18 protein-coding genes are annotated in these 18979 nt (G+C 64.9%); 3 read left to right on the top strand and 15 right to left on the bottom strand.

Features of this window, described 5'->3' with window-relative positions; all coding sequences use genetic code 11:
- Nucleotides 1-5: 5 nt before the first annotated feature.
- Nucleotides 6-878, bottom strand: coding sequence for an endo alpha-1,4 polygalactosaminidase (locus ACE3P0_RS05745; RefSeq protein ID WP_374400775.1), 873 nt, complete (start codon nt 876-878; stop codon nt 6-8).
- Nucleotides 879-905: 27 nt separating this feature from the next.
- On the bottom strand, nt 906-1871 hold the full coding sequence (locus tag ACE3P0_RS05740) for a potassium channel beta subunit family protein (RefSeq protein ID WP_374400773.1): 966 nt from the start codon (nt 1869-1871) through the stop codon (nt 906-908).
- Nucleotides 1872-2022: 151 nt separating this feature from the next.
- On the opposite strand from ACE3P0_RS05740, the gene ACE3P0_RS05735 reads away from it, so the two are divergent.
- Nucleotides 2023-2409: a thioredoxin family protein gene (locus ACE3P0_RS05735; protein WP_374400771.1), complete on the top strand. Its 387-nt coding sequence runs from the start codon at nt 2023-2025 to the stop codon at nt 2407-2409.
- 18 nt (nt 2410-2427) lie between these two features.
- On the opposite strand, the gene dacB is transcribed toward ACE3P0_RS05735, so the two are convergent.
- Nucleotides 2428-3849: a D-alanyl-D-alanine carboxypeptidase/D-alanyl-D-alanine-endopeptidase gene (dacB, locus tag ACE3P0_RS05730; protein ID WP_374400768.1), complete on the bottom strand. Its 1422-nt coding sequence runs from the start codon at nt 3847-3849 to the stop codon at nt 2428-2430.
- Nucleotides 3850-4010: 161 nt separating this feature from the next.
- On the opposite strand from dacB, the gene ACE3P0_RS05725 reads away from it, so the two are divergent.
- Nucleotides 4011-4595, top strand: coding sequence for a hypothetical protein (locus tag ACE3P0_RS05725; RefSeq protein ID WP_374400766.1), 585 nt, complete (start codon nt 4011-4013; stop codon nt 4593-4595).
- A 145-nt stretch (nt 4596-4740) separates the two neighbouring features.
- On the opposite strand, the gene ACE3P0_RS05720 is transcribed toward ACE3P0_RS05725, so the two are convergent.
- The 10 genes from ACE3P0_RS05720 to ACE3P0_RS05675 all read right to left on the bottom strand — a co-directional run bounded on the left by ACE3P0_RS05720 (nt 4741) and on the right by ACE3P0_RS05675 (nt 17215).
- Nucleotides 4741-5940, bottom strand: coding sequence for an NnrS family protein (locus ACE3P0_RS05720; RefSeq protein ID WP_374400764.1), 1200 nt, complete (start codon nt 5938-5940; stop codon nt 4741-4743).
- A 122-nt stretch (nt 5941-6062) separates the two neighbouring features.
- Nucleotides 6063-6896 (bottom strand): caspase family protein, encoded by an 834-nt coding sequence (locus tag ACE3P0_RS05715; RefSeq protein WP_374400762.1) that lies wholly within the window; start codon nt 6894-6896, stop codon nt 6063-6065.
- A 145-nt stretch (nt 6897-7041) separates the two neighbouring features.
- Nucleotides 7042-7488 (bottom strand): phosphate-starvation-inducible protein PsiE, encoded by a 447-nt coding sequence (locus ACE3P0_RS05710; protein WP_374400760.1) that lies wholly within the window; start codon nt 7486-7488, stop codon nt 7042-7044.
- A 127-nt stretch (nt 7489-7615) separates the two neighbouring features.
- Entirely contained in the window at nt 7616-8680 is a 1065-nt protein-coding gene (gene fba, locus ACE3P0_RS05705) for a class II fructose-bisphosphate aldolase (RefSeq protein WP_374400758.1), read from the bottom strand.
- Between the two features lie 233 nt (nt 8681-8913).
- On the bottom strand, nt 8914-9990 hold the full coding sequence (gene fbaA, locus ACE3P0_RS05700; protein WP_374400756.1) for a class II fructose-bisphosphate aldolase: 1077 nt from the start codon (nt 9988-9990) through the stop codon (nt 8914-8916).
- Nucleotides 9991-10029: 39 nt separating this feature from the next.
- Entirely contained in the window at nt 10030-11466 is a 1437-nt protein-coding gene (pyk, locus tag ACE3P0_RS05695) for a pyruvate kinase (RefSeq protein WP_374400754.1), read from the bottom strand.
- 171 nt (nt 11467-11637) lie between these two features.
- Nucleotides 11638-12822, bottom strand: a complete 1185-nt coding sequence (locus ACE3P0_RS05690; protein ID WP_374400752.1) for a phosphoglycerate kinase — start codon at nt 12820-12822, stop codon at nt 11638-11640.
- Nucleotides 12823-13045: 223 nt separating this feature from the next.
- Nucleotides 13046-14044: a type I glyceraldehyde-3-phosphate dehydrogenase gene (gap, locus tag ACE3P0_RS05685; RefSeq protein WP_374400750.1), complete on the bottom strand. Its 999-nt coding sequence runs from the start codon at nt 14042-14044 to the stop codon at nt 13046-13048.
- A 111-nt stretch (nt 14045-14155) separates the two neighbouring features.
- Nucleotides 14156-16159: a transketolase gene (tkt, locus tag ACE3P0_RS05680; protein ID WP_374400748.1), complete on the bottom strand. Its 2004-nt coding sequence runs from the start codon at nt 16157-16159 to the stop codon at nt 14156-14158.
- 180 nt (nt 16160-16339) lie between these two features.
- Entirely contained in the window at nt 16340-17215 is an 876-nt protein-coding gene (locus ACE3P0_RS05675) for a phosphoribulokinase (protein WP_374400746.1), read from the bottom strand.
- Between the two features lie 122 nt (nt 17216-17337).
- On the opposite strand from ACE3P0_RS05675, the gene ACE3P0_RS05670 reads away from it, so the two are divergent.
- Complete coding sequence (locus tag ACE3P0_RS05670) at nt 17338-17577, top strand: hypothetical protein (protein ID WP_374400744.1); 240 nt, start codon at nt 17338-17340, stop codon at nt 17575-17577.
- Nucleotides 17578-17594: 17 nt separating this feature from the next.
- Here the strand turns inward: ACE3P0_RS05670 and ACE3P0_RS05665 are convergent, their stop codons facing one another.
- Nucleotides 17595-18395, bottom strand: coding sequence for an inositol monophosphatase (locus tag ACE3P0_RS05665; protein ID WP_374400742.1), 801 nt, complete (start codon nt 18393-18395; stop codon nt 17595-17597).
- A gap of 2 nt (nt 18396-18397) precedes the next feature.
- A complete protein-coding gene (locus ACE3P0_RS05660) occupies nt 18398-18955 on the bottom strand; it encodes a thioredoxin family protein (RefSeq protein ID WP_374400740.1) in 558 nt (185 codons plus the stop codon).
- Nucleotides 18956-18979: the final 24 nt, after the last annotated feature.

The raw sequence follows: 18979 nt of genomic DNA, 5'->3' as shown, positions 1-18979 counted from the left end.
GTGCGTCAGGGGCAGGCGTAGCGGTAGCTGTCGTCGAGCTGTTGCGCGAGCACCAGCGTGAGGATCTGCGCTTGCTGTGCTGCGGCACACAGCACGGTGCGCGCACCGTTGGTGTTCTGCTGATAGCGCGCCGCGTACTCGGCGTTGAACACCGGCTTGCCGATCGCGATGAAGCTGGCGTAAGCGCCGCATTCATTGAGCGCAAAGCACTCTTCATTGACCGCGAAGTCGAAGTCGCCCTGCAAATCCGCGAGTTGTTCCAGATCGTTCTTCAGGGCGACGGCAAGCTTCCTCGCGTGCGCTTGCGTGGCGAGCCAGCGGTTGTAGTCCAGCTGCGTGGCGGCGCTGAGCGGGAGGCCGCTCGCGTTGGCGTAGCCGTCAACGTTGTCCGGCTCTACGCCGTCGCAGCGCTTGCTCGCCGCCAGATCGAGCCGCGCCGCCATGACGCTGCGAACGCTGGCTGAGCGGGTGTCGAGCCAGCGTTCGCCGGCCCAGCCGGCCAGTGCGGCGCCCAGATCCGCCGCGGCGAAGCCGGCATAGTCCGGCCGCCAGTCTTCGCCGCTGCCGGCTGAGAAGTAGCACACCACCTTGCGCCCCGCGGCATGCAGTGCGTCGATGGTGGCTTGCGGCGTGTCGAACAGGTCGATGTCGTACACGCTGACGATATAGCTCGTGTCCACGTTGCCATTGAGCTGCCACTGCCAGGTGTCGCTCAGCGTCGGCGTCCAGCGTCCGCTGGCAGGCGGCGTGGGTGTCGGTGCGGGCGGCGTGGCTGCGGTGCCGTCGCCACCGCCGCCGCCACAGCCACCCAGTGCGAAGAGCATCAGCCCGATCAGCAAGGCGACGCGCAGGCGCGCCACATGGCGTGCTGTGTTCAACAAGCTTTCGACCATGTCGCGCGGCGCTCAGTTTGCCTGGAAGATGGCGTCGAGCTGCTGTCGCACCGTGGCATCTAGTTTCGGCAGTACCGCCAGCGCGCCGAGGTTGTCGGCCAGTTGCCCGGCCGACGAGGCGCCGGTGATCACGCTCGACACCCGCGGGTTGGCACTGCACCAGGCAATCGCGAGCTGCGCCGGTGTGCAAGCGAGTGCCGCGGCGAGCTCGGCGAAGCGGGCGACGGTTGCATTCCTGGCAGGGTCGGTCAGCGCATCGCGCAACCACGCCATGTTCTCCAGCGCGCCACGGCTGCCCGCGGGTACGCCGTTGCGATACTTGCCGGTCAGCAGGCCTGAGGCCAGCGGGCTCCAGGTCGTCAGGCCGAGTCCGATGTCGTCGTACAGGCGGGCATACTCCTGCTCGACGCGGGCGCGGTGGAACAGGTTGTACTGCGCTTGCTCCACGACGGGCTTGTGCAGGTGATGGCGCTCCGCAATCTCCCATGCGGCGCGGATCTCGTCCGCGGCCCACTCCGAGGTGCCCCAGTAGAGCGCTTTGCCCTGTTCCACCATGTCGTGCATGGCCCAAACGGTTTCCTCGATCGGCGTGTGCGGGTCGGGGCGGTGGCAGTAGGCCAGATCGACGTAGTCAAGGCCGAAGCGCTGCAGCGAGCCATCGATCGCCTGCCGCAGGTATTTGCGGTTGAGCGTGTTGCGCTGGTTCGGGCCATCCGACAGGCCCCAGTAGAACTTGGTGGACACCACGTACTTCACGCGCGACCAGCCCAGCTCGCGCAGCGCGGCACCCATGATCGTTTCCGACTGCCCGTTGGCGTAGGCCTCGGCGTTGTCGAAGAAGTTCACGCCCTGATCGAAGGCCGCAGCCATCAGCTCGCGCGCGGCACGCGTGTCTACCTGATTGTGATAGGTCACCCATGAGCCGAGCGAGAGCTGGCTCACTTGCAGGCCGGAGCGGCCGAGACGACGGTTTTCCATTGCTTGCTCTCCTTACGCGTGGAGGGCGGTGCTAGATTGGCACTTTGCCCCACCCTCGAATCTGACCGACATGCTACGCGCCTCACGCCTTGCCCTGAATGCCTTCCTTCTGTTCGCCTGTTTCGCGCCGCCTGCCTGGTCGGCAGACGCGATGTCTTACGACGAAGCCGCCAACGCCCGTGCCGACATCGCCGCATCGCTGAAGCAGGCGAAGGCGCAGAAGAAGCAGGTGCTGCTGGTGTTCGGCGCGAACTGGTGCAAAGACTGTCGCGAACTCGCGCGCAAGATGGGCGAGGGCTCGCTGGCACAGCATGTGACCCGGCAATACATCGTTACCAAGGTCGACATCGGTAACTGGGACCGCAATCAGGACGTGGCAGCCGACTACGGCAACCCGAGCAAGAAGGGCATACCGGCGGTCGCGGTGCTGGATGCGAAGGGCAAGCTGCGCCATGCGACCTCGGCAGGCGAACTCGCCTCAGCCCGCGACATGGGCGATGCGGAACTGATGGCGGTGTTCGCACAACTCTCGAAGTAGGCCCGGCGCGCCAGCGGCTCAGTCGGCGGCGTAGAGGCGGGTCAGCAGCGCCTCCAGCGCGGCGTCACCCGCGTCGGCGTTGGGGTGGTTGATCAGCCAGGCGAAGGCGATCCAGCGCCCGCGCGCATCCAGCAGGTAGCCGGCGGCGCTCTTCACGCCATCCAGCGTGCCGGTCTTCACGTAGCCGCGCCCGGCGACCGGCGTACCCGGCAGCCGCTTCTTCATCGTGCCGTCGATGCCGATCACCGGCTGCGCGGCAACGAATTCCGGCATGCGCGGGCTTGCCCACGCCGCGCGCAGCAGCGTGCCGAGCTGGGCTGCGGTGGCGCGTTCCTGGCGCGAAAGGCCGGAGCCGTTCTCGATCACCCACTGCTGCGGGTCCAGCCCGCGCGTTGGCATCCAGCTGCGCAGCCGCGCTGTCGCCGCCTCCAGTGTCGCGGGCGTTGTCGCATCCGGCAGCGCGAGGCTGAGGAAGATCTGGCGCGCCATCAGGTTGTTCGAGTACTTGTCGGTTTCGCGCAGCGCGTCGGCCAGCGGCGGCGACTGCCAGCTTGTCAGCAGGTTCGCGTCGGCGGGCGTGGGCGCGCTGCGCACTTGGCCGCTGAAGCGACCGCCGAGTTCTTGCCAGATCGCGCGGATCACGCCATTCGCCATCAGCACCGGATCTGGCGCCGCAAGGTTCAGCATCTTCTCGCCGCACGCCGTCGGGAAGCGTCCCGGCAGGCGGATGTTGATCGTCTCGCCCTTTGCGCTGATCTCCGGTGCCACCAGGTCGCGCCAGCTCGGGCAGCTGTCGCCGGCCTGGGCGCGCAAGCCGTTGTCGATTTGCAGGCCAGCAAACGGCAGGGTTGGCACGGCGTCGATGCCGCCGTCGGCGCGCGGGTTGATCCGTAGCGTGATGGCGTTGAAGTTAACCGCCAGCGCATCAGGCGCTGCGTTGTAGGCGCGCACCGCGCGCCCGTCGAAGGCGGCGGGGTCGTGCTGGGGCAGCGCGAAGAGGCTGCGGTCGAGCACGATGTCGCCGTGGATCTCGCGTACGCCACGGCTGCGCACATCGCGCAACAGCCCGCCGAGCCGGTCCCAGGTCAGGAACGGGTCGCCGCCGCCGCGAAGGATAAGATCACCCTCAAGTACGCCTGCGCTCAGCGTGCCGCGCGTCAGCACTTCGGTCTTCCAGGTCCAGGCAGGGCCCAGCAATTCGAGCGACGCGAGGCTGGTCAGCAGCTTCATCACCGACGCAGGGTTGCGCGGCGTATCGCTGCGATGCGACCACAAGGGCTTGCCGCTCTCCGGCGGGGCTACCCACAAGGACACCGCAGTTTCCGGGATGTTGCCGGCGCGCAGCGCACGGGCGACATCCTCCGGCAGGGCGGCGCGAGCTGCAGGGTTGTTCAGGCAGACGAACGCGGCGGCGAGGGTGAGGCGAGTCAGGGGCTTCATGCGGCATACCGTACCACGGCACTTACAAAGCGTTGCAATGGCTCACGCCGCCGAAACGCCTGCGCTGCGGCAGTCGGGCACGATGCAGTCACGCAATGACGACCGGGTAGCCGGTGTCAGCGAAACGGCAGCAAGCACGCGCACCGCGCAAGGAGATCCGAATGAACACGACGCTTCGACTGATGGCCGTGCTGTTTGCCGGCCTCCCTGCCGCCGCTGCGATGGCGGCCGATACGACGGCGGTGGACCGCAACGTCAAACAGCAGGAACGCATCGAGCAAGGCCTGCAGAGCGGCGCGCTGAATACCCGCGAGGCCGCACGCCTTGAAAAGCAGCAATCGAAGATCGAACAGATGGAGGCCCATGCCGCCAAGGATGGGCAGGTCAGTGGCAAGGAAGCGGCGCGCATCCAGCAGGCGCAGAACGCCGAAAGTCAGCTGATCCACAGCGAGAAACACGATGCCCAGCGCGGCAATCCGAATTCCGCATCGAGCCAGCGTATGCAGAAGGACGTCGCGCGCGACATCAATCAGCAGACGCGGATTCGCAACGGGCTTGCCGACGGCAGCCTGACCACGCACGAAAGCGCCCGCATGGAGCGCCAGCAGGCATCGGGTGATCGCAGGCTGGCGGGTGCCGGCAGTGATGGTTACGTTGGCCCGGGTGAACAGCGTCGCGTGGCGAGTGCGGACAACCGCCAGTCCCGCCATATCTGGCACCAGCGTCACGACGCACAACACAACTGAATCCGGGCCGTCGTCCCGGGGCTGAGGGCTGGCTGGTCCTTGTCGGGTGCTAGTCGGCGCTCAGCCCAAAACGACACTCAGGTGCATCTCCAATCCCTTACGGGGGGTGAGGGTTTCGCTCCTCGCCCGATCCCCCCAATCTTTTTCACCCCGGACGCCCGTCCACGCGTGGGTTGATCAAGATCGGCGCATACCTGAACAGGTACAGCGCGAAAGCCCCACTCCAGCACAGCATCGCAATCCCCAGCACTGCACCCATCGCGCCCGGCAGTATCAGCGGACCGACGACGCGAACCAGCGCGCCGGCATGCAGCAGCGCATAGGCGGCGGTTTCGCTGCGACCAGCCAGCAACAGGCGCCCGGTGTGGCCCAGCGCCGTACGCGTGATCATGCCGAGGATCAGCGCGCTCATCGCGCCAAAGCCGAAGGCATGCCAGGCCGGTGACTGGGGGATCCAGCCGAGCGCCGCAACCGCAAGCAAGGCAAGGCCGACCGACAGCCACAGGTGCCCCAGATGCAGCACCCACAGCAGCGGCGTCTTGCGTGTCGCCCACGGATTCCAGCCCCAGGTGCGCACGGCCTGCAGGGTGGCTGCGATCAGCGCGACGATGGCGGCCAGCACGCTGTTGGCGCTACCGACCGATAGCGCCAGCGCACAGCCGGTGAAGCCGATCGCGCAGGCGTTGATCTGGTCGTTCTGGAATTGCTTCACGCCTTTCAGCGCATTGGCGGTGAAACTCGGCACGATGCGGCCAGCGATGATCGTGACCAGCATCACCACCAGCGCCAGCGCGCCATGCATCACGCTCAGCGGATCAGCGGCGACCAAGCCATGCACGCTGGCGTGGAACAGGCCATTGGTGGCGGTCAGCGCTAGCAGCAGCGCAACGGTGAAGTAGTTGCGTTGGCTCTTGGCCCGCCACAGCACACGGCCGAGCGCAATCGCCGAAACGGGCAGGAAGGCCAGATCCAGGATCGCGGCGAGCAGCGGCGGCGCGGCGTAGATGCCGATGCGGCCGACCAGCCACAGGGCGGCAAAGGCGGCGAGCGGCGCATCCTTCGGCGTGGGCAGACTTGTCCAGTTCTGCGCCGCGGTGAACAGAAAGCCGACGATCACGGCGACGGCAAAACCGAACACCATTTCGTGCGCATGCCAGAACAGGCCGGGCATCCACGGCGGTGCCGGCAGCAGACCGTGGAACTGTGCCAGCCAGATTGGCACCGCCAGCGTGGCGAACAGCGCGGCCAGCAGATAGAAGGGGCGGAAGCCAAGGGCGAAGAGCGCGAAGCCCTTGGGCGGCGTTTTGGGGCGGACGGTGGGTTCGTCCAGTCGAATCAAGGCCATTATTGTGTGCTCTGTTTTGGGGAGAGGCGAGCTTGATCCGGCGCGGGCGCTAGCGCCTTGCCTGCCATCAAGCGACGGGGCGCGCCGTAGCGCGCCCCGATGATGGGTCTGCCGTGCCGCGCTCAGGTGCCGAGCAGCTTGGTCTTGGTCGCGCGGTCGGAATTGAGTTCCGGCACTTGCGTGTAGCGATTCGTCTTGAGGTCTTCACGCACCTGTTTGAGCAACTCGCTGCGCTTGATCTGGCCTTTGGCCGCTTTGATGCGGGCGGTCAGGTAGTAGGTGAAGGCGCCGGCATAGGCTTTGCCGATCTTCGCGTCTGCGCTGGTCTGGCTGGCCTTGCACGCCGCCCACAGGATCGCGTGGTCGATACCGGCGTCGTCCAGCCGTTTGCGCAGGCCCGGCGCGCTGCGCCCGGTCATGTTGTCGACCGCGATCGGCGTCGGCGGTGGCATCCAGCGCGGCTTGCGCGTCGGGATCAGGTCGAGCGCCTTGAGGCCGGTGCCGCTGTGGCAGGTGTCGAAGTAGCACTCCACCAGTACGGTCTTCGGCACCTTGGCGAAGAGTGCGCGCAGTTCGTCGTCGACAATCACGCGGTCGCGGTCCCACTCGCCGTTCTTCTCGGCGAGGTCGTGCATGCAGAAGGCCTCGTCGGCGTTGTCGGCCTCGTCGTCATTGAGATCCGGCACTTGCGTGCCATGCGACGAGATGCTGAAGACCAGATGCGAGAGCTTGCCCGCCACCGCCGCGTCGACCAGCTTGCCCAGCGCACCCATCACCTTCGCCTTGGTGGCCTGCGCGTCGGTCAGCGTCTGGATGTTCTCGGCCGGGAAGCCCAGCTGTTTCACCAGCATGTCCTGCATGCTGGCAACGTCGTTCACGCAGCCGTTGAGTTGCGCACCGGGATAGTTCTTGAACTGGTTGATGCCGACACAGAGTGCACGTTTGGCGCCCGCCATGGGAAGCTCCTTGCTGGTTCGGGGATGCAGAGGGAAGGGATGCGCGCAGCGCATTCCATTCGTATAGCCCCGCAAGTGCCGCAGCGCAAGGCTTACCGCGCGGCAGGGGCTGATTTGCCGCGTCGGGTTGCCGTGTGCGCGGGGGTCATTCCCTTACATAGGGCTTCTTGGCGGGCGTGTCGCGATCCTCGTTGTACGGGAAGCGGACATGGCCGTAACGGATCACCAGCACACCGATCGCCAGCAGCAGGATCGCGCCCGAAATGGCCAGCATGCGCCATTCGGTGAGCTCCTTGAGATCGAGGATCAGGTAACGGGCGAGCGCCACCATGCCGATGTAGAGCGGAAAGCGCACCGGTAACTGCCCGCTCTTGAAGTACTGCGCGATCATCGTCAGCACTTCGAGGTAGAGGAACATCAGCAGCAGATCGGTCAGCGTAACGCGGCTGTTGCGCCACATCGCGACGACCTCTTCGCCCATTGCGATCGAGGTGGCGACGCCGACCACGGCGAGGCCGAAGAATTCGACCCATTCGAGGCCGTACTTGAATACCGCGCGGGCGCGGTGCAGCGGAGAACCTTCTGGTGTCATGGTGTGCCGGGGGGAGGGGCTGCGCGAATTGCGCGCCCCGACTATACCGCCCGGCCGCGGGGCGCGACACCCCGCGTCGCGTGAAGCGGCTGGACGAGGGCTGCGCCGCCACCCGCCAGCCGACGGATCAGGCGATCTTCTGCGCCAGTTCGCCGGACTTGTAGCGCACCGCCATGGTGTCGAGCGAAATCGCGCGGATCTTCTGCGCCTGCCCGGCGCAGCCGAAGGCCTCGAAGCGAGCCTTGCAGATCGCCTTCATCGCGTTCTTCGCTTCGACGAAATACTTGCGCGGGTCGAAGTTCTTGCCGTCCTTCGCCAGATGGCGGCGGATCGCACCGGTCGAGGCCATGCGCAGATCGGTGTCGATGTTCACCTTGCGCACACCGTGGCGGATGCCTTCGACGATCTCTTCGACCGGCACGCCGTAGGTGCTGCCCATGTCGCCGCCGAATTCGTTGATGATCGCCAGCCAGTCCTGCGGCACCGACGACGAGCCGTGCATCACCAGATGCGTGTTCGGGATGCGGGCGTGGATTTCCTTGATGCGGTCGATGCGCAGCACCGCGCCGGTCGGCGGGCGGGTGAACTTGTAGGCGCCATGCGAGGTGCCGATTGCGATCGCGAGCGCATCGACGCCGGTTGCGCGCACGAATTCGGCGGCCTCATTCGGGTCGGTCAGCAGCTGGTCGTGCGACAGCGCGCCTTCCGCGCCGTGGCCGTCTTCGGCTTCACCGTGGCCGGTCTCCAGCGAGCCGAGACAGCCGAGCTCACCCTCGACCGACACGCCAACCGCGTGCGCAAGTTCAACCACCTTGCGCGTGGTCTCGACGTTGTACTCGAAGCTCGACGGCGTCTTCGCGTCTTCCTGCAGCGAGCCGTCCATCATCACGCTGGAGAAGCCGGAGCGGATCGCTTGGATGCACACCGCCGGGCTGGCGCCGTGGTCCTGGTGCATCACGACCGGGATATCCGGGTGCGTCTCAAGCGCAGCGAGGATCAGGTGACGCAGATAGGCCTCACCGGCGTACTTACGCGCGCCGGCCGAGCCTTGCATGATGACCGGGCTGCCGGTTTCCTGCGCGGCCTCCATGATCGCTTGGACCTGTTCCAGGTTGTTGACGTTGAAGGCAGGCAGGCCGTAGCTGTGTTCTGCAGCGTGGTCCAGCAACTGGCGCATCGAGACGAGAGGCATCGGGTTTCTCCATTTCAGGGTAGTAAGGCCGCGAAACGGGGGGATGTCGCAGGCAATCGTTGGTAGGCGCCGGGGCACCGAAGGCGCGCATTCTCGCTGATTTGGGCCGCGAATTCGCGTCAGGATTTTCCATAACTCGGCCGCGGCAGCAATTCGTCGCCCGGCCTTGTCGCATGAAAAAAGGCGCCGCCCTTTCGGGTCGGCGCCTTTCGGCTGAGCCGGATGCGGGTGCGTTACAGCACGTCGATCGCGTTCAGTTCCTTGAAGGCCTGCTCGAGGCGGGCGATCATGGTTTCCTGGCCCTTGCGCAGCCACACGCGCGGGTCGTAGTACTTCTTGTTCGGACTGTCCGGGCCTTCCGGGTTGCCCAGCTGGCCTTGCAGGTAGGCTTCCTTGGCCTTGTAGTACTTCAGGATGCCTTCCCAGCACGCCCACTGCGTGTCGGTGTCGATGTTCATCTTGATGACGCCGTAGGACACCGAATCCTGGATCTCCTGAGCCGTCGAGCCTGAACCGCCGTGGAACACGAAGTCCAGGGTCTTGGCCGGCACGCCGAACTTCTCCGACACGTACTTCTGCGAGTTGTCGAGGATCGACGGGGTCAGCTTCACGTTGCCCGGCTTGTACACGCCGTGCACGTTGCCGAACGAGGCCGCGATGGTGAAACGCGGGCTGATCTTGATCAGCTTCTCGTAGGCGTAGGCCACGTCTTCCGGCTGCGTGTACAGCGAGGACTGGTCCATGTGGCTGTTGTCGACGCCGTCTTCCTCACCACCGGTGCAGCCCAGTTCGAGCTCCAGCGTCATGCCCATCTTGGCCATGCGGGCGAGGTACTTTTCGCAGATCTCGATGTTCTCTTGCAGTGACTCTTCCGACAGGTCGAGCATGTGCGAGGAGAACAGCGGCTTGCCGGTTTCGGCGAAGTGCTTCTCGCCAGCGTCCAGCAGGCCGTCGATCCACGGCAGCAGCTTCTTCGCTGCGTGGTCGGTGTGCACGATGACCGGCACGCCATAGGCGGCGGCGACGGCGTGCACATGCTTGGCACCCGAGATCGCGCCGATGATGGCGGCTTGCTGGCCTTCGAGCTTGAGGCCCTTGCCGGCGATGAACTGTGCGCCACCGTTCGAGAACTGAACGATGACCGGTGCCTTCGCCTTGGCGGCGGCTTCCAGCACAGCGTTGATCGAGTCGGTGCCGACGCAGTTGACGGCGGGCAGCGCGAACTTGTTGGCCTTCGCGACAGCGAAAACCTTCTGCACGTCGTCGCCGGTGATGACGCCCGGCTTCACGAAATCAAAAATCTTGGACATGGATTCTTCCAATCTCTGGGTTGGATGGGGAGGTCCGGATCAGCCGTTTTCGCCGATACGGACGATCTTCAGGCTGTTCGTACCGCCGGACTGGCCAACCGGGTCACCACAGGTGAAGACCACGATGTCGCCCGGCTGCACAACCTTGTTCTTCAGCAGGATCTTTTCAGCGTCGCGCAGCAGGCGCTCACGATCGACGTTGTCTTGCGGCGGCGTCAGGATCGGGTAGACCTCGCGCATCAGCGCACACTTGCGAACGGTTTCCTGATCCGGCGTCAGCGCATAGACCGGCACGCCGCAGTTCAGACGGCTCATCCACAGCGCGGTCGAGCCGGACTGGGTCAGCGCTGCGATTGCCTTGGCGCCCATGTGGTGCGCGGTGAACAGCGCAGCCATTGCGATCGACTGGTCGATACGGCTGAAGGTGCGATCGAGGAAGTGCTGATCCAGCGTGATCGGGTTGAACTTCTCGGCTTCGGTCGCAACGCGCGCCATCACCTCAACCGTTTCAACCGGGAACTTGCCGGCGGCGGTTTCGGCCGACAGCATCACCGCGTCGGTACCGTCGAGCACCGCGTTCGCGACGTCGGACACTTCGGCACGGGTCGGCACCGGGCTGGAGATCATCGATTCCATCATCTGGGTCGCGGTGATCGTCAGCTTGTTCATCTCGCGCGCGATGCGGATCATGCGCTTTTGCAACGCCGGCACAGCGGCTTCGCCCACTTCAACAGCCAGGTCGCCACGGGCAACCATGATGCCGTCGGAGGAGTTCAGGATCTCTTCCAGCGCCTTCAGTTCAACGGCTTCGGTACGCTCGATCTTCGCGATCGTCAGCGCATGGCCGCCGGCCGCGCGCATCAGCGTCTTGGCCATGTACATGTCGGCCGCGCTCTTCGGGAAGGACACGGCGAGGAAGTCGACGCCGATCTGCGCGGCGGTCTTGATGTCTTCCATGTCCTTGGCGGTCAGCGCCGGTGCGGTCAGGCCGCCACCCTTGCGGTTGATGCCCTTGTTGTTCGACAGCTCGCCGCCTTGAACAACCTTGGTGTGGATCTCGGTGCCCTTGACCTTCTCCACTTCCAGCGTGATCTTGCCGTCGTCCAGCAGCAGGACGGTGCCCGGCGACACGTCGCGCGGCAGTTCCTTGTAGTCGAGGCCCACGCGATCCTGGTTACCCATTTCGCAGGTGGCATCGAGGATGAACTTGGCGCCGTTGGCCAGCGTGATCTTGTTCTTCTCGAACTTGCCGACGCGGATCTTCGGGCCTTGCAGGTCACCGAGGATGCCGACGTTACGACCGACCTTGGCGGCCGCTGCACGCACCATGTTGGCGCGGGCGATGTGGTCTTCCGGCTTGCCGTGCGAGAAGTTCATGCGAACTACGTCGACGCCTGCAGCGATCATGCGCTCAAGCGTTTCCGGATCCGACGACGAAGGTCCGAGGGTGGCGACGATTTTGGTATGGCGTTGCATCCGAGCTCCTTTTTGGGGGGATGTCATGACGGTCATTCCGTCATCAGGGGGGAGAGGAACCGGGAGCGGAAAGCGCCGCAACGCACTTCCCGCGCACCGTTGATTCTAGTTTGCAGCGTTAAGGTCTGCCCCAAATGTGCGCGGCGACCAAGGCCACCGCGCTCATCCGCGTCAGGCCTCGGCGCGCTTCATCAGCGCGTCGACCGCCGGCAGGGTCTTGCCCTCGAGGAACTCGAGGAAGGCACCGCCGCCGGTCGAGATGTAGCTGACCTTGTCGGTGATGCCGAACTTGCCGATCGCAGCGACGGTGTCGCCACCGCCAGCGATCGAAAAACCTTCGGAGTTCGCGATGGCTTCGGCAATTGCCTTCGTGCCACCAGCGAACTGCTCGAACTCAAACACGCCAACCGGGCCGTTCCACACGATGGTGCCGGCTACCTTGAGTTGCGCGGCCAGCGCAGCCGCCGTATCCGGGCCGATGTCGAGAATCATCTCGTCGGCGCCGACATCGGCCGCAGCCTTGGTCGTGGCCGCTGCATCCGCCTTGAATTCGGTGGCAACGACGACATCGGTCGGGATCGGCACGCCGGCACCGCGCGCCGCCATCTTTTCGATGATGCGCTTGGCTTCCGGCACCAGATCGGCTTCCATCAGCGACTTGCCGACCGGCAGGCCCGAGGCCGCCATGAAGGTGTTGGCGATACCGCCGCCGACGATCAGTTGATCAACCTTATCCGCGAGGCTGTCGAGAATCGTGAGCTTGGTCGACACCTTCGAACCGGCGACGATCGCAACCAGCGGGCGCTTCGGATTACCCAGCGCGCGGCCGATGGCATCGAGCTCTGCGGCCATCAGCGGGCCGGCGCAGGCCACCGGGGCGGCCATCGCGAGCGCATGCGTGGTAGCTTCGGCGCGGTGCGCGGTACCGAAGGCATCATTGGCGTAAACATCGCAGAGCTTGGCCATCTTGGCGGCCAGCTCTTCGTTGTTCTTCTTTTCGCCCTTGTTGACGCGGCAATTTTCGAGAACGACCACTTCGCCCGGCTTCACATCGAAGCCGCCATCGACCCAGTTCTGCACCAGGCGCACCGGCATGTTCAGCAATTCGGACAGACGTTGTGCGCAAGGGGCAAGCGAATCATCGGGTTTGAACTCACCTTCAATCGGACGACCGAGGTGCGAGGTCACCATCACACCGGCACCTTTTTCCAGGGCCAGCTTGATGCCGGTGACCGAAGCACGGATACGGGTGTCGTCGGTGATCTTGCCGGCGTCGTCCTGCGGGACGTTCATGTCGGCACGAATGAATACGCGCTTGCCTGCGAGGTCCAGATCGGACAGCTTCTTGAATTGCATGGCGTTGTTCTCGATTTCAAGGGGTGAAAATCCGGGGCCGCGCGCCGCTCTAGGCGTCAGCGCTCGCGCAACCGCCAGTCTGCCTGCGAGCGTGCCGGAGCACGTTGCGCAAACTCAAACCGGCTGAGGGGCGGCGACCGGAGGGTCGAGGCCAGAAAAAACACGGAGGTCCCAGCGACGTCAGACGCCGGGAGCTCCGTGTCAGTTCATGCAGTCAGACCAATCACTTGGCGACGACGCGAACCATCTCCAGAACCTTGTTGGAGTAGCCCCACTCGTTGTCGTACCAGGCAACCAGCTTGACGAAGGTGCCGTCCAGCGCGAGGCCGGCTTCAGCATCGAACACCGAGGTGCAGGCTTCGCCACGGAAGTCGGTCGACACAACCTTGTCGGTGGTGTAGCCGAGCACGCCCTTCATCGGGCCTTCCGACGCGGCCTTCACGGCAGCGCAGATTTCTTCGTACGTGGCTGACTTGTTAAGTTCGACGGTCAGGTCGACCACCGAGACGTCCGAGGTCGGAACGCGGAACGCCATGCCGGTCAGCTTGCCCTTGACTTCTGGGATCACCACGCCGACAGCCTTGGCAGCGCCGGTCGACGACGGGATGATGTTTTCCAGGATGCCGCGGCCACCGCGCCAGTCCTTGTTCGACGGGCCGTCAACGGTCTTCTGGGTGGCGGTAGCAGCGTGCACCGTCGTCATCAGGCCGCGCTTGATGCCGAAGGTGTCGTTGATCACCTTGGCAACCGGAGCCAGGCAGTTGGTGGTGCAGGAAGCGTTCGAGATGATCGCCTGGCCAGCGTAGGTCTTGTCGTTCACGCCGTAGACGAACATCGGGGTGTCGTCCTTCGACGGGGCCGACATGACAACCTTCTTGGCGCCGGCGGCCAGGTGCATTTCGCCGGTTTCCTTGGTCAGGAACAGGCCGGTCGATTCGACGACGACATCAGCGCCGACTTCGTTCCACTTCAGTTCGGCCGGGTTCTTGACGGCCGTCAGGCGGATCTTCTTGCCATTGACGATCAGGGTGTTGCCCTCGACCGACACTTCACCTTTGAAGCGGCCGTGCACCGAGTCGTACTTCAGCATGTAGGCGAGGTAGTCGGGCTCGAGCAGGTCGTTGATGCCAACGATTTCGATGTCAGAGAAGTTCTGAACGGCAGCGCGGAAAACCATACGGCCGATACGGCCAAAACCATTGATACCAACCTTGATCGTCATTGTTTTCTCCTGGTAAAGGGGGTAGTGCTATGTCCCTGAACGACTGCCGCGCTGCGCGCGACCGGCACCGGACCGGGGGAGTCCATGTGCGCCTAAGAAATCACATCGACTTTACAGCAGCGCTTCGACTGCCTTTTTGACGTAATCGGGGGTAAACCCAAAATGTTTGAACAATTCGCCGGCCGGAGCGGACTCGCCGAAGGTGTCCATGCCGATTACGGCACCGTCTGAGCCCACATAACGGTACCAATGGGCCGAAACACCAGCTTCGACAGCCACTTTCGGCAGATTTGCCGGCAAAACCGAGGCTTTGTACGCGGCATCCTGCTTGTCGAACTGGTTGGTGCAGGGCATCGAAACGACGCGCACCGGCACGCCCGCGTCGGCAAGCAGTTTCTGTGCTGCCAGCGCCAGCGCGACTTCCGAGCCGGTCGCCATGATGATGGCCTTGGCGCCTTCGGCGTCGGACAGCACATAGCCACCGCGGCGGATGTCCGCGATCTGCTGGGCGCTGCGCGCAACGAAGGGCAGGTTCTGGCGCGACAGCGCGAGCACGGTCGGGCCGTCGGCGCGTTCGATCGCGTTGATCCAGCCGGCCGTCGTTTCCACGGTATCGCAGGGGCGCCAAACGTCGAGGTTCGGGATGATGCGCAGGCTGGCAACGTGCTCTACCGGTTGGTGCGTCGGGCCGTCTTCGCCGAGACCGATCGAATCGTGCGTGTAGACCATGATCTGACGTTGCTTCATCAGCGCGGCCATGCGGATCGCGTTGCGGGCGTAGTCCGAGAACACCAGGAAGGTTGCGGTGTAGGGGATGAAGCCGCCGTGCAGCGCGAGGCCGTTTGCGATGGCGGTCATGCCGAACTCGCGCACGCCGTAGTTGATGTAGTTGCCGCCCGCGTCGCGGGTCACGCTCTTCGAGCCAGACCACAGCGTCAGGTTGGAGCCGGCGAGGTCGGCCGAGCCGCCGAGCAGTTCCGGCAGTGCGGGCGCCAGCGCCTCGATCGCGTTCTGGCTGGCCTTGCGGGTGGCGATGGTCTCGCCTTTCTCAACGATCTTGGCAAGCGCGGCGTCGCGCTTGGCCGACCAGTCGGCGGGCAACTCGCCTGCCATGCGGCGCAGGAACTCGGCAGCCAGCTCCGGGAAGGCGGCCTTGTATGCGGCGAAGCGGGTGTTCCACTCGGTTTCGCGGGCGGCGCCGGCGTCCTTGGCACTCCACTGCGCGTACACCTCGGCCGGGATCTCGAACGGCGCATGGTTCCAGCCGATCACCTTGCGGGTGGCTTCGATTTCCTCTGCACCCAGTGGCGCGCCGTGCGAATCGTGGCTGTCGGCCTTGTTCGGCGAGCCCATGCCGATGATGGTCTTGCAGATCACCAGCGTCGGCTTGCTCGTCTCGGCCTTGGCGGCGACCGTGGCGGCGTCGATGGCGGCAGCGTCATGGCCGTCGATCGGGCCGATTACGTGCCAGCCGTAGGCTTCGAAGCGCTTCTTGGTGTCGTCAGTGAACCAGCCCTCGACGTGACCGTCGATCGAGATGCCGTTGTCGTCGTAGTAGGCGATCAGCTTGCCCAGGCCCAGCGTGCCGGCCAGCGAGCAGGCTTCGTGCGACACGCCTTCCATCAGGCAGCCATCGCCGAGGAAGCTGTAGGTGTAGTGATCCACCACGGCGTGGCCGGGGCGGTTGAATTCAGCGGCGAGCAGTTTCTCTGCGAGTGCGAAACCCACGGCGTTGGTGATGCCCTGTCCGAGCGGGCCGGTCGTCGTTTCGACGCCAGGCGTGTAGCCGACTTCCGGGTGACCCGGCGTGCGCGAGTGGAACTGGCGGAAGTTCTTCAGATCGTCGATCGAGACGTCGTAGCCGGTCAGGTGTAGCAGCGCGTAAATCAGCATCGAGCCATGGCCGTTGCTGAGGATGAAACGGTCGCGATCGGCCCACTTCGGGTTGGCCGGGTTGTGGCGCAGGTGGCGGCGCCACACGACTTCGGCGATTTCCGCCATGCCCATCGGCATGCCGGGGTGGCCGGAGTTGGCCTTCTGAACGGCATCCATGGCAAGCGCGCGAATGGCGCCGGTCAGCGCGTTGAATGCGGGAAGCGGGCGATTGGTCGACATCTTGAACACTCTGGGTTGGTCCGGGATGGCCTGGCGCGACTTTCGGACGGACGCGTCTCAGACGGCCGATGCACCATTGCGGTGCAGCAAAGACCGTAATTATGAGCGAAAACCGTTTATCGGCGTTAGCTGGTTTTCCTTATGGCCCTCTGCCGGGGCAGACGGGGTGGGCCGCGGCGCTCAGAGCAGCGCGCGCCGCCGCTCGATCAGGCGCAGCACAAGCGGCGTCATGATCAGCTGAATCGCTAGATCCATCTTGCCGCCCGGGACTACGATGGTGTTCGGACGGCTCATCCACGATCCATCCAGCATGGCCAGCAGATAGGGGAAATCGGTGCTTTTCGGATCGCGAAAGCGGATCACCACCATCGACTCATCGAGGGTTGGAACGTTGCGCGCGATAAAAGGATTTGAAGTATCGACCAACGGCACGCGCTGGAAGTTGATGTGCGTGCGCGAGAACTGAGGGACGATGTAGTGCACATAGTCCGGCATCCGTCGCAGGATCGTGTCCTGCACGGCGTCGATCGAATAGCCCCGCACCTTGGTGTCGCGCAGCACCTTCTGCACCCACTCGAGGTTGATGATCGGCACCACGCCGATCAGCAGGTCGACATGGCGCACGAGGTCGATCTCGTCGGTCACGATGCCGCCATGCAGGCCTTCGTAAAACAGGCAGTCGGTGTCGGGTGGGATGTCCTCCCACTGCGTGAAGGTCCCGGGGCGCTGCTTCCATTGCGAGGCCTCGGTTTCGTCGTGCAGATACCAGCGGCGTTGGCCACTGCCGTTGTCGCCGTAGCTGCGGAAGCAGGCCTCGAGTTCTGCGAACAGATTGCCGTCCGGGCCGAAGTGCGACAGAGGTGGGCCTCCCTTGCGCTCGACCTTGGAGATCGCGCGCCGCATGCCCTCACGGTCGTAGCGGTGGAATGCGTCGCCGGCGACGAAGGCGGCCTCGACCATCTCGCGCCGGAAGATCCATTCGAAACTCTTCTGCACGGTCGTCGTGCCTGCGCCAGACGAGCCGGTAACGGCGATGATCGGATGCTTCGCGGACACGGCGCCTCCTCCGATGGTCAGAATTTCATGGTAGCGCAAGCCTGCTTCGGGCGAACAGGGCTCGCGGCGTGGCGCTGCTCGTTACAATCGCAGACTTACATCAAGGCGCCAGGAGGCTCCGGATGCGTTTGATCCTGATTTTGATCGTGCTGGCCATCGTGGGCTGGCTTGCGGCAACGAATCTGAAGACGCAAGGGGCGGCCGTCAGCAATGCCGCGCGGCAGGCGGGCGTCGAGGTGTCGCAGAGCGCCACGCCACGCGAACAGGTGGAGGCGGTGGGCAAGGCGGTCGAGAAGATCCAGGCGCAGGAGGCGGAAAAACGCCAGCAGCTGCTCGATCAGGCCGAGGGCGGCGCCAAGTAATTCGCCGCGGTAGGGCTTCAGCCGCCAGCGCGCAGCAACCAGCCCAGCCACTGCGCGTGCAGTGCGGGGCTGGCCGCAACGACCACCGATTGCTTGCCGCTTGGGCTGGCCCGCAGCGGATTGCCGTCGAGCGCACTGGCGATGCCGCCGGATTCCTCCACCAGCAGGCGGCCTGCGGCGTAGTCCCACAGCATCTGGCCGCCGTGCAGGTAGACGTCAAGCCGACCGGCCGCGACAAAGCACCATTCGAGCGCACTGGAGCCAAAGTTGCGCAAGGAAAAACACGGCGAGTTCACGGCCAGATGCGCGGCCAGCGCGGGCGGCACGCGTTTGAAGTCGACGCCGCCGACCGCGGCCGACAGCGTGCCGGGCGGCTGGCGCAGCGGTAGCCGCTGGCCATTCAGCCATGCCCCGGCGCCGCGCCCGGCGTAGAAGGCTTCGTCGGCGATCGGGTTGTATACCACCCCGAACTGCGTTTCGCCGTTCACCAGAAACCCCACCGACAGGCCGAACAGCGGGATGCCGTTGGCGAAATTGGTCGTGCCATCGATCGGGTCGATCACCCACAGACCTTGCGCGCCCTGCGCCCAGCAGTCGCGCTGCTGTTCCGCGCTCATTTCTTCACCCAGCACCGGGGCGTCGACGACATCCATCAAACGTTCAGCGAGTGCGCGCTGCGTGGCGCCATCGGCTTCGGTCAGCGAGCTGCCGTCCGATTTGTGCAGGCGCCCGCTTTTCAGATACAGCGGCATCGTCACTTCACGCGCCACCTCGCGAACGACGGATTCGAGCGCGCGGGCGCGGGCAAACATCGGCATGTTCAGGTGCTCCGCCACTTGATCGAACAGCCGATCGACGGGATCTGCTCGCGCGGCCCATGGCCGGATTCCGCCACCTGCCGCATTGCGTTGAACAGGTCGCGGGGTGCGTCGTCGGGCGCCGTTTCCTTGCGCGAGGCATCGAGCCGGCCGCGGTACTGCAGGCCGAGGCTGGCGTCGTAGCCGAAGAAGTCCGGCGTGCACACGGCGCCATAGGCGCGCGCTACCGATTGATCTGCGTCGAGCAGGTAGGGGAAGGGGAAGTCCTTGTCGCGCGCAAGGCGGACCATCTCGTCCCAGCCGTCTTCCGGGTAGTCGGTCGGATCGTTCGACATGACCGCGACGCAGCCGATACCCAGTGCCGCAAGATCGCGCGCGTCGCGAATGATGCGATCGAGCACCGCTTTCACATAGGGGCAGTGGTTGCAGATGAACATCACCAGCAGGCCGTTCGGCCCGCGGCAGGACGCAAGCGTGTGCCGCTGCCCGTCGGTGCCGGGCAGATCGAAGTCGGGCGCAGGGGTGCCAAAGGCACACAAGGGCGTTGCGGTGCTGACCACGGTGAGGTCCAAGGGGGTGCGTAA

The sequence above is a fragment of the Niveibacterium sp. genome, from assembly GCF_041909475.1.
In the GTDB taxonomy this organism is placed as follows: domain Bacteria; phylum Pseudomonadota; class Gammaproteobacteria; order Burkholderiales; family Rhodocyclaceae; genus Niveibacterium.
This window is presented reverse-complemented; position numbering and strand designations above follow the sequence as displayed.

Coding starts and splice junctions, on each gene's coding strand:
- ACE3P0_RS05665 (WP_374400742.1), bottom strand. CDS start 18,395: ATGCCGATGTTTGCCCGCGCCCGCGCGCTCGAATCCGTCGTTCGCGAG.
- ACE3P0_RS05690 (WP_374400752.1), bottom strand. CDS start 12,822: ATGCAATTCAAGAAGCTGTCCGATCTGGACCTCGCAGGCAAGCGCGTA.
- tkt (WP_374400748.1), bottom strand. CDS start 16,159: ATGTCGACCAATCGCCCGCTTCCCGCATTCAACGCGCTGACCGGCGCC.
- ACE3P0_RS05735 (WP_374400771.1), top strand. CDS start 2,023: ATGTCTTACGACGAAGCCGCCAACGCCCGTGCCGACATCGCCGCATCG.
- ACE3P0_RS05725 (WP_374400766.1), top strand. CDS start 4,011: ATGAACACGACGCTTCGACTGATGGCCGTGCTGTTTGCCGGCCTCCCT.
- pyk (WP_374400754.1), bottom strand. CDS start 11,466: ATGCAACGCCATACCAAAATCGTCGCCACCCTCGGACCTTCGTCGTCG.
- ACE3P0_RS05740 (WP_374400773.1), bottom strand. CDS start 1,871: ATGGAAAACCGTCGTCTCGGCCGCTCCGGCCTGCAAGTGAGCCAGCTC.
- fba (WP_374400758.1), bottom strand. CDS start 8,680: ATGCCTCTCGTCTCGATGCGCCAGTTGCTGGACCACGCTGCAGAACAC.
- dacB (WP_374400768.1), bottom strand. CDS start 3,849: ATGAAGCCCCTGACTCGCCTCACCCTCGCCGCCGCGTTCGTCTGCCTG.
- gap (WP_374400750.1), bottom strand. CDS start 14,044: ATGACGATCAAGGTTGGTATCAATGGTTTTGGCCGTATCGGCCGTATG.
- ACE3P0_RS05670 (WP_374400744.1), top strand. CDS start 17,338: ATGCGTTTGATCCTGATTTTGATCGTGCTGGCCATCGTGGGCTGGCTT.
- ACE3P0_RS05715 (WP_374400762.1), bottom strand. CDS start 6,896: ATGGCGGGCGCCAAACGTGCACTCTGTGTCGGCATCAACCAGTTCAAG.
- ACE3P0_RS05720 (WP_374400764.1), bottom strand. CDS start 5,940: ATGGCCTTGATTCGACTGGACGAACCCACCGTCCGCCCCAAAACGCCG.
- ACE3P0_RS05710 (WP_374400760.1), bottom strand. CDS start 7,488: ATGACACCAGAAGGTTCTCCGCTGCACCGCGCCCGCGCGGTATTCAAG.
- fbaA (WP_374400756.1), bottom strand. CDS start 9,990: ATGTCCAAGATTTTTGATTTCGTGAAGCCGGGCGTCATCACCGGCGAC.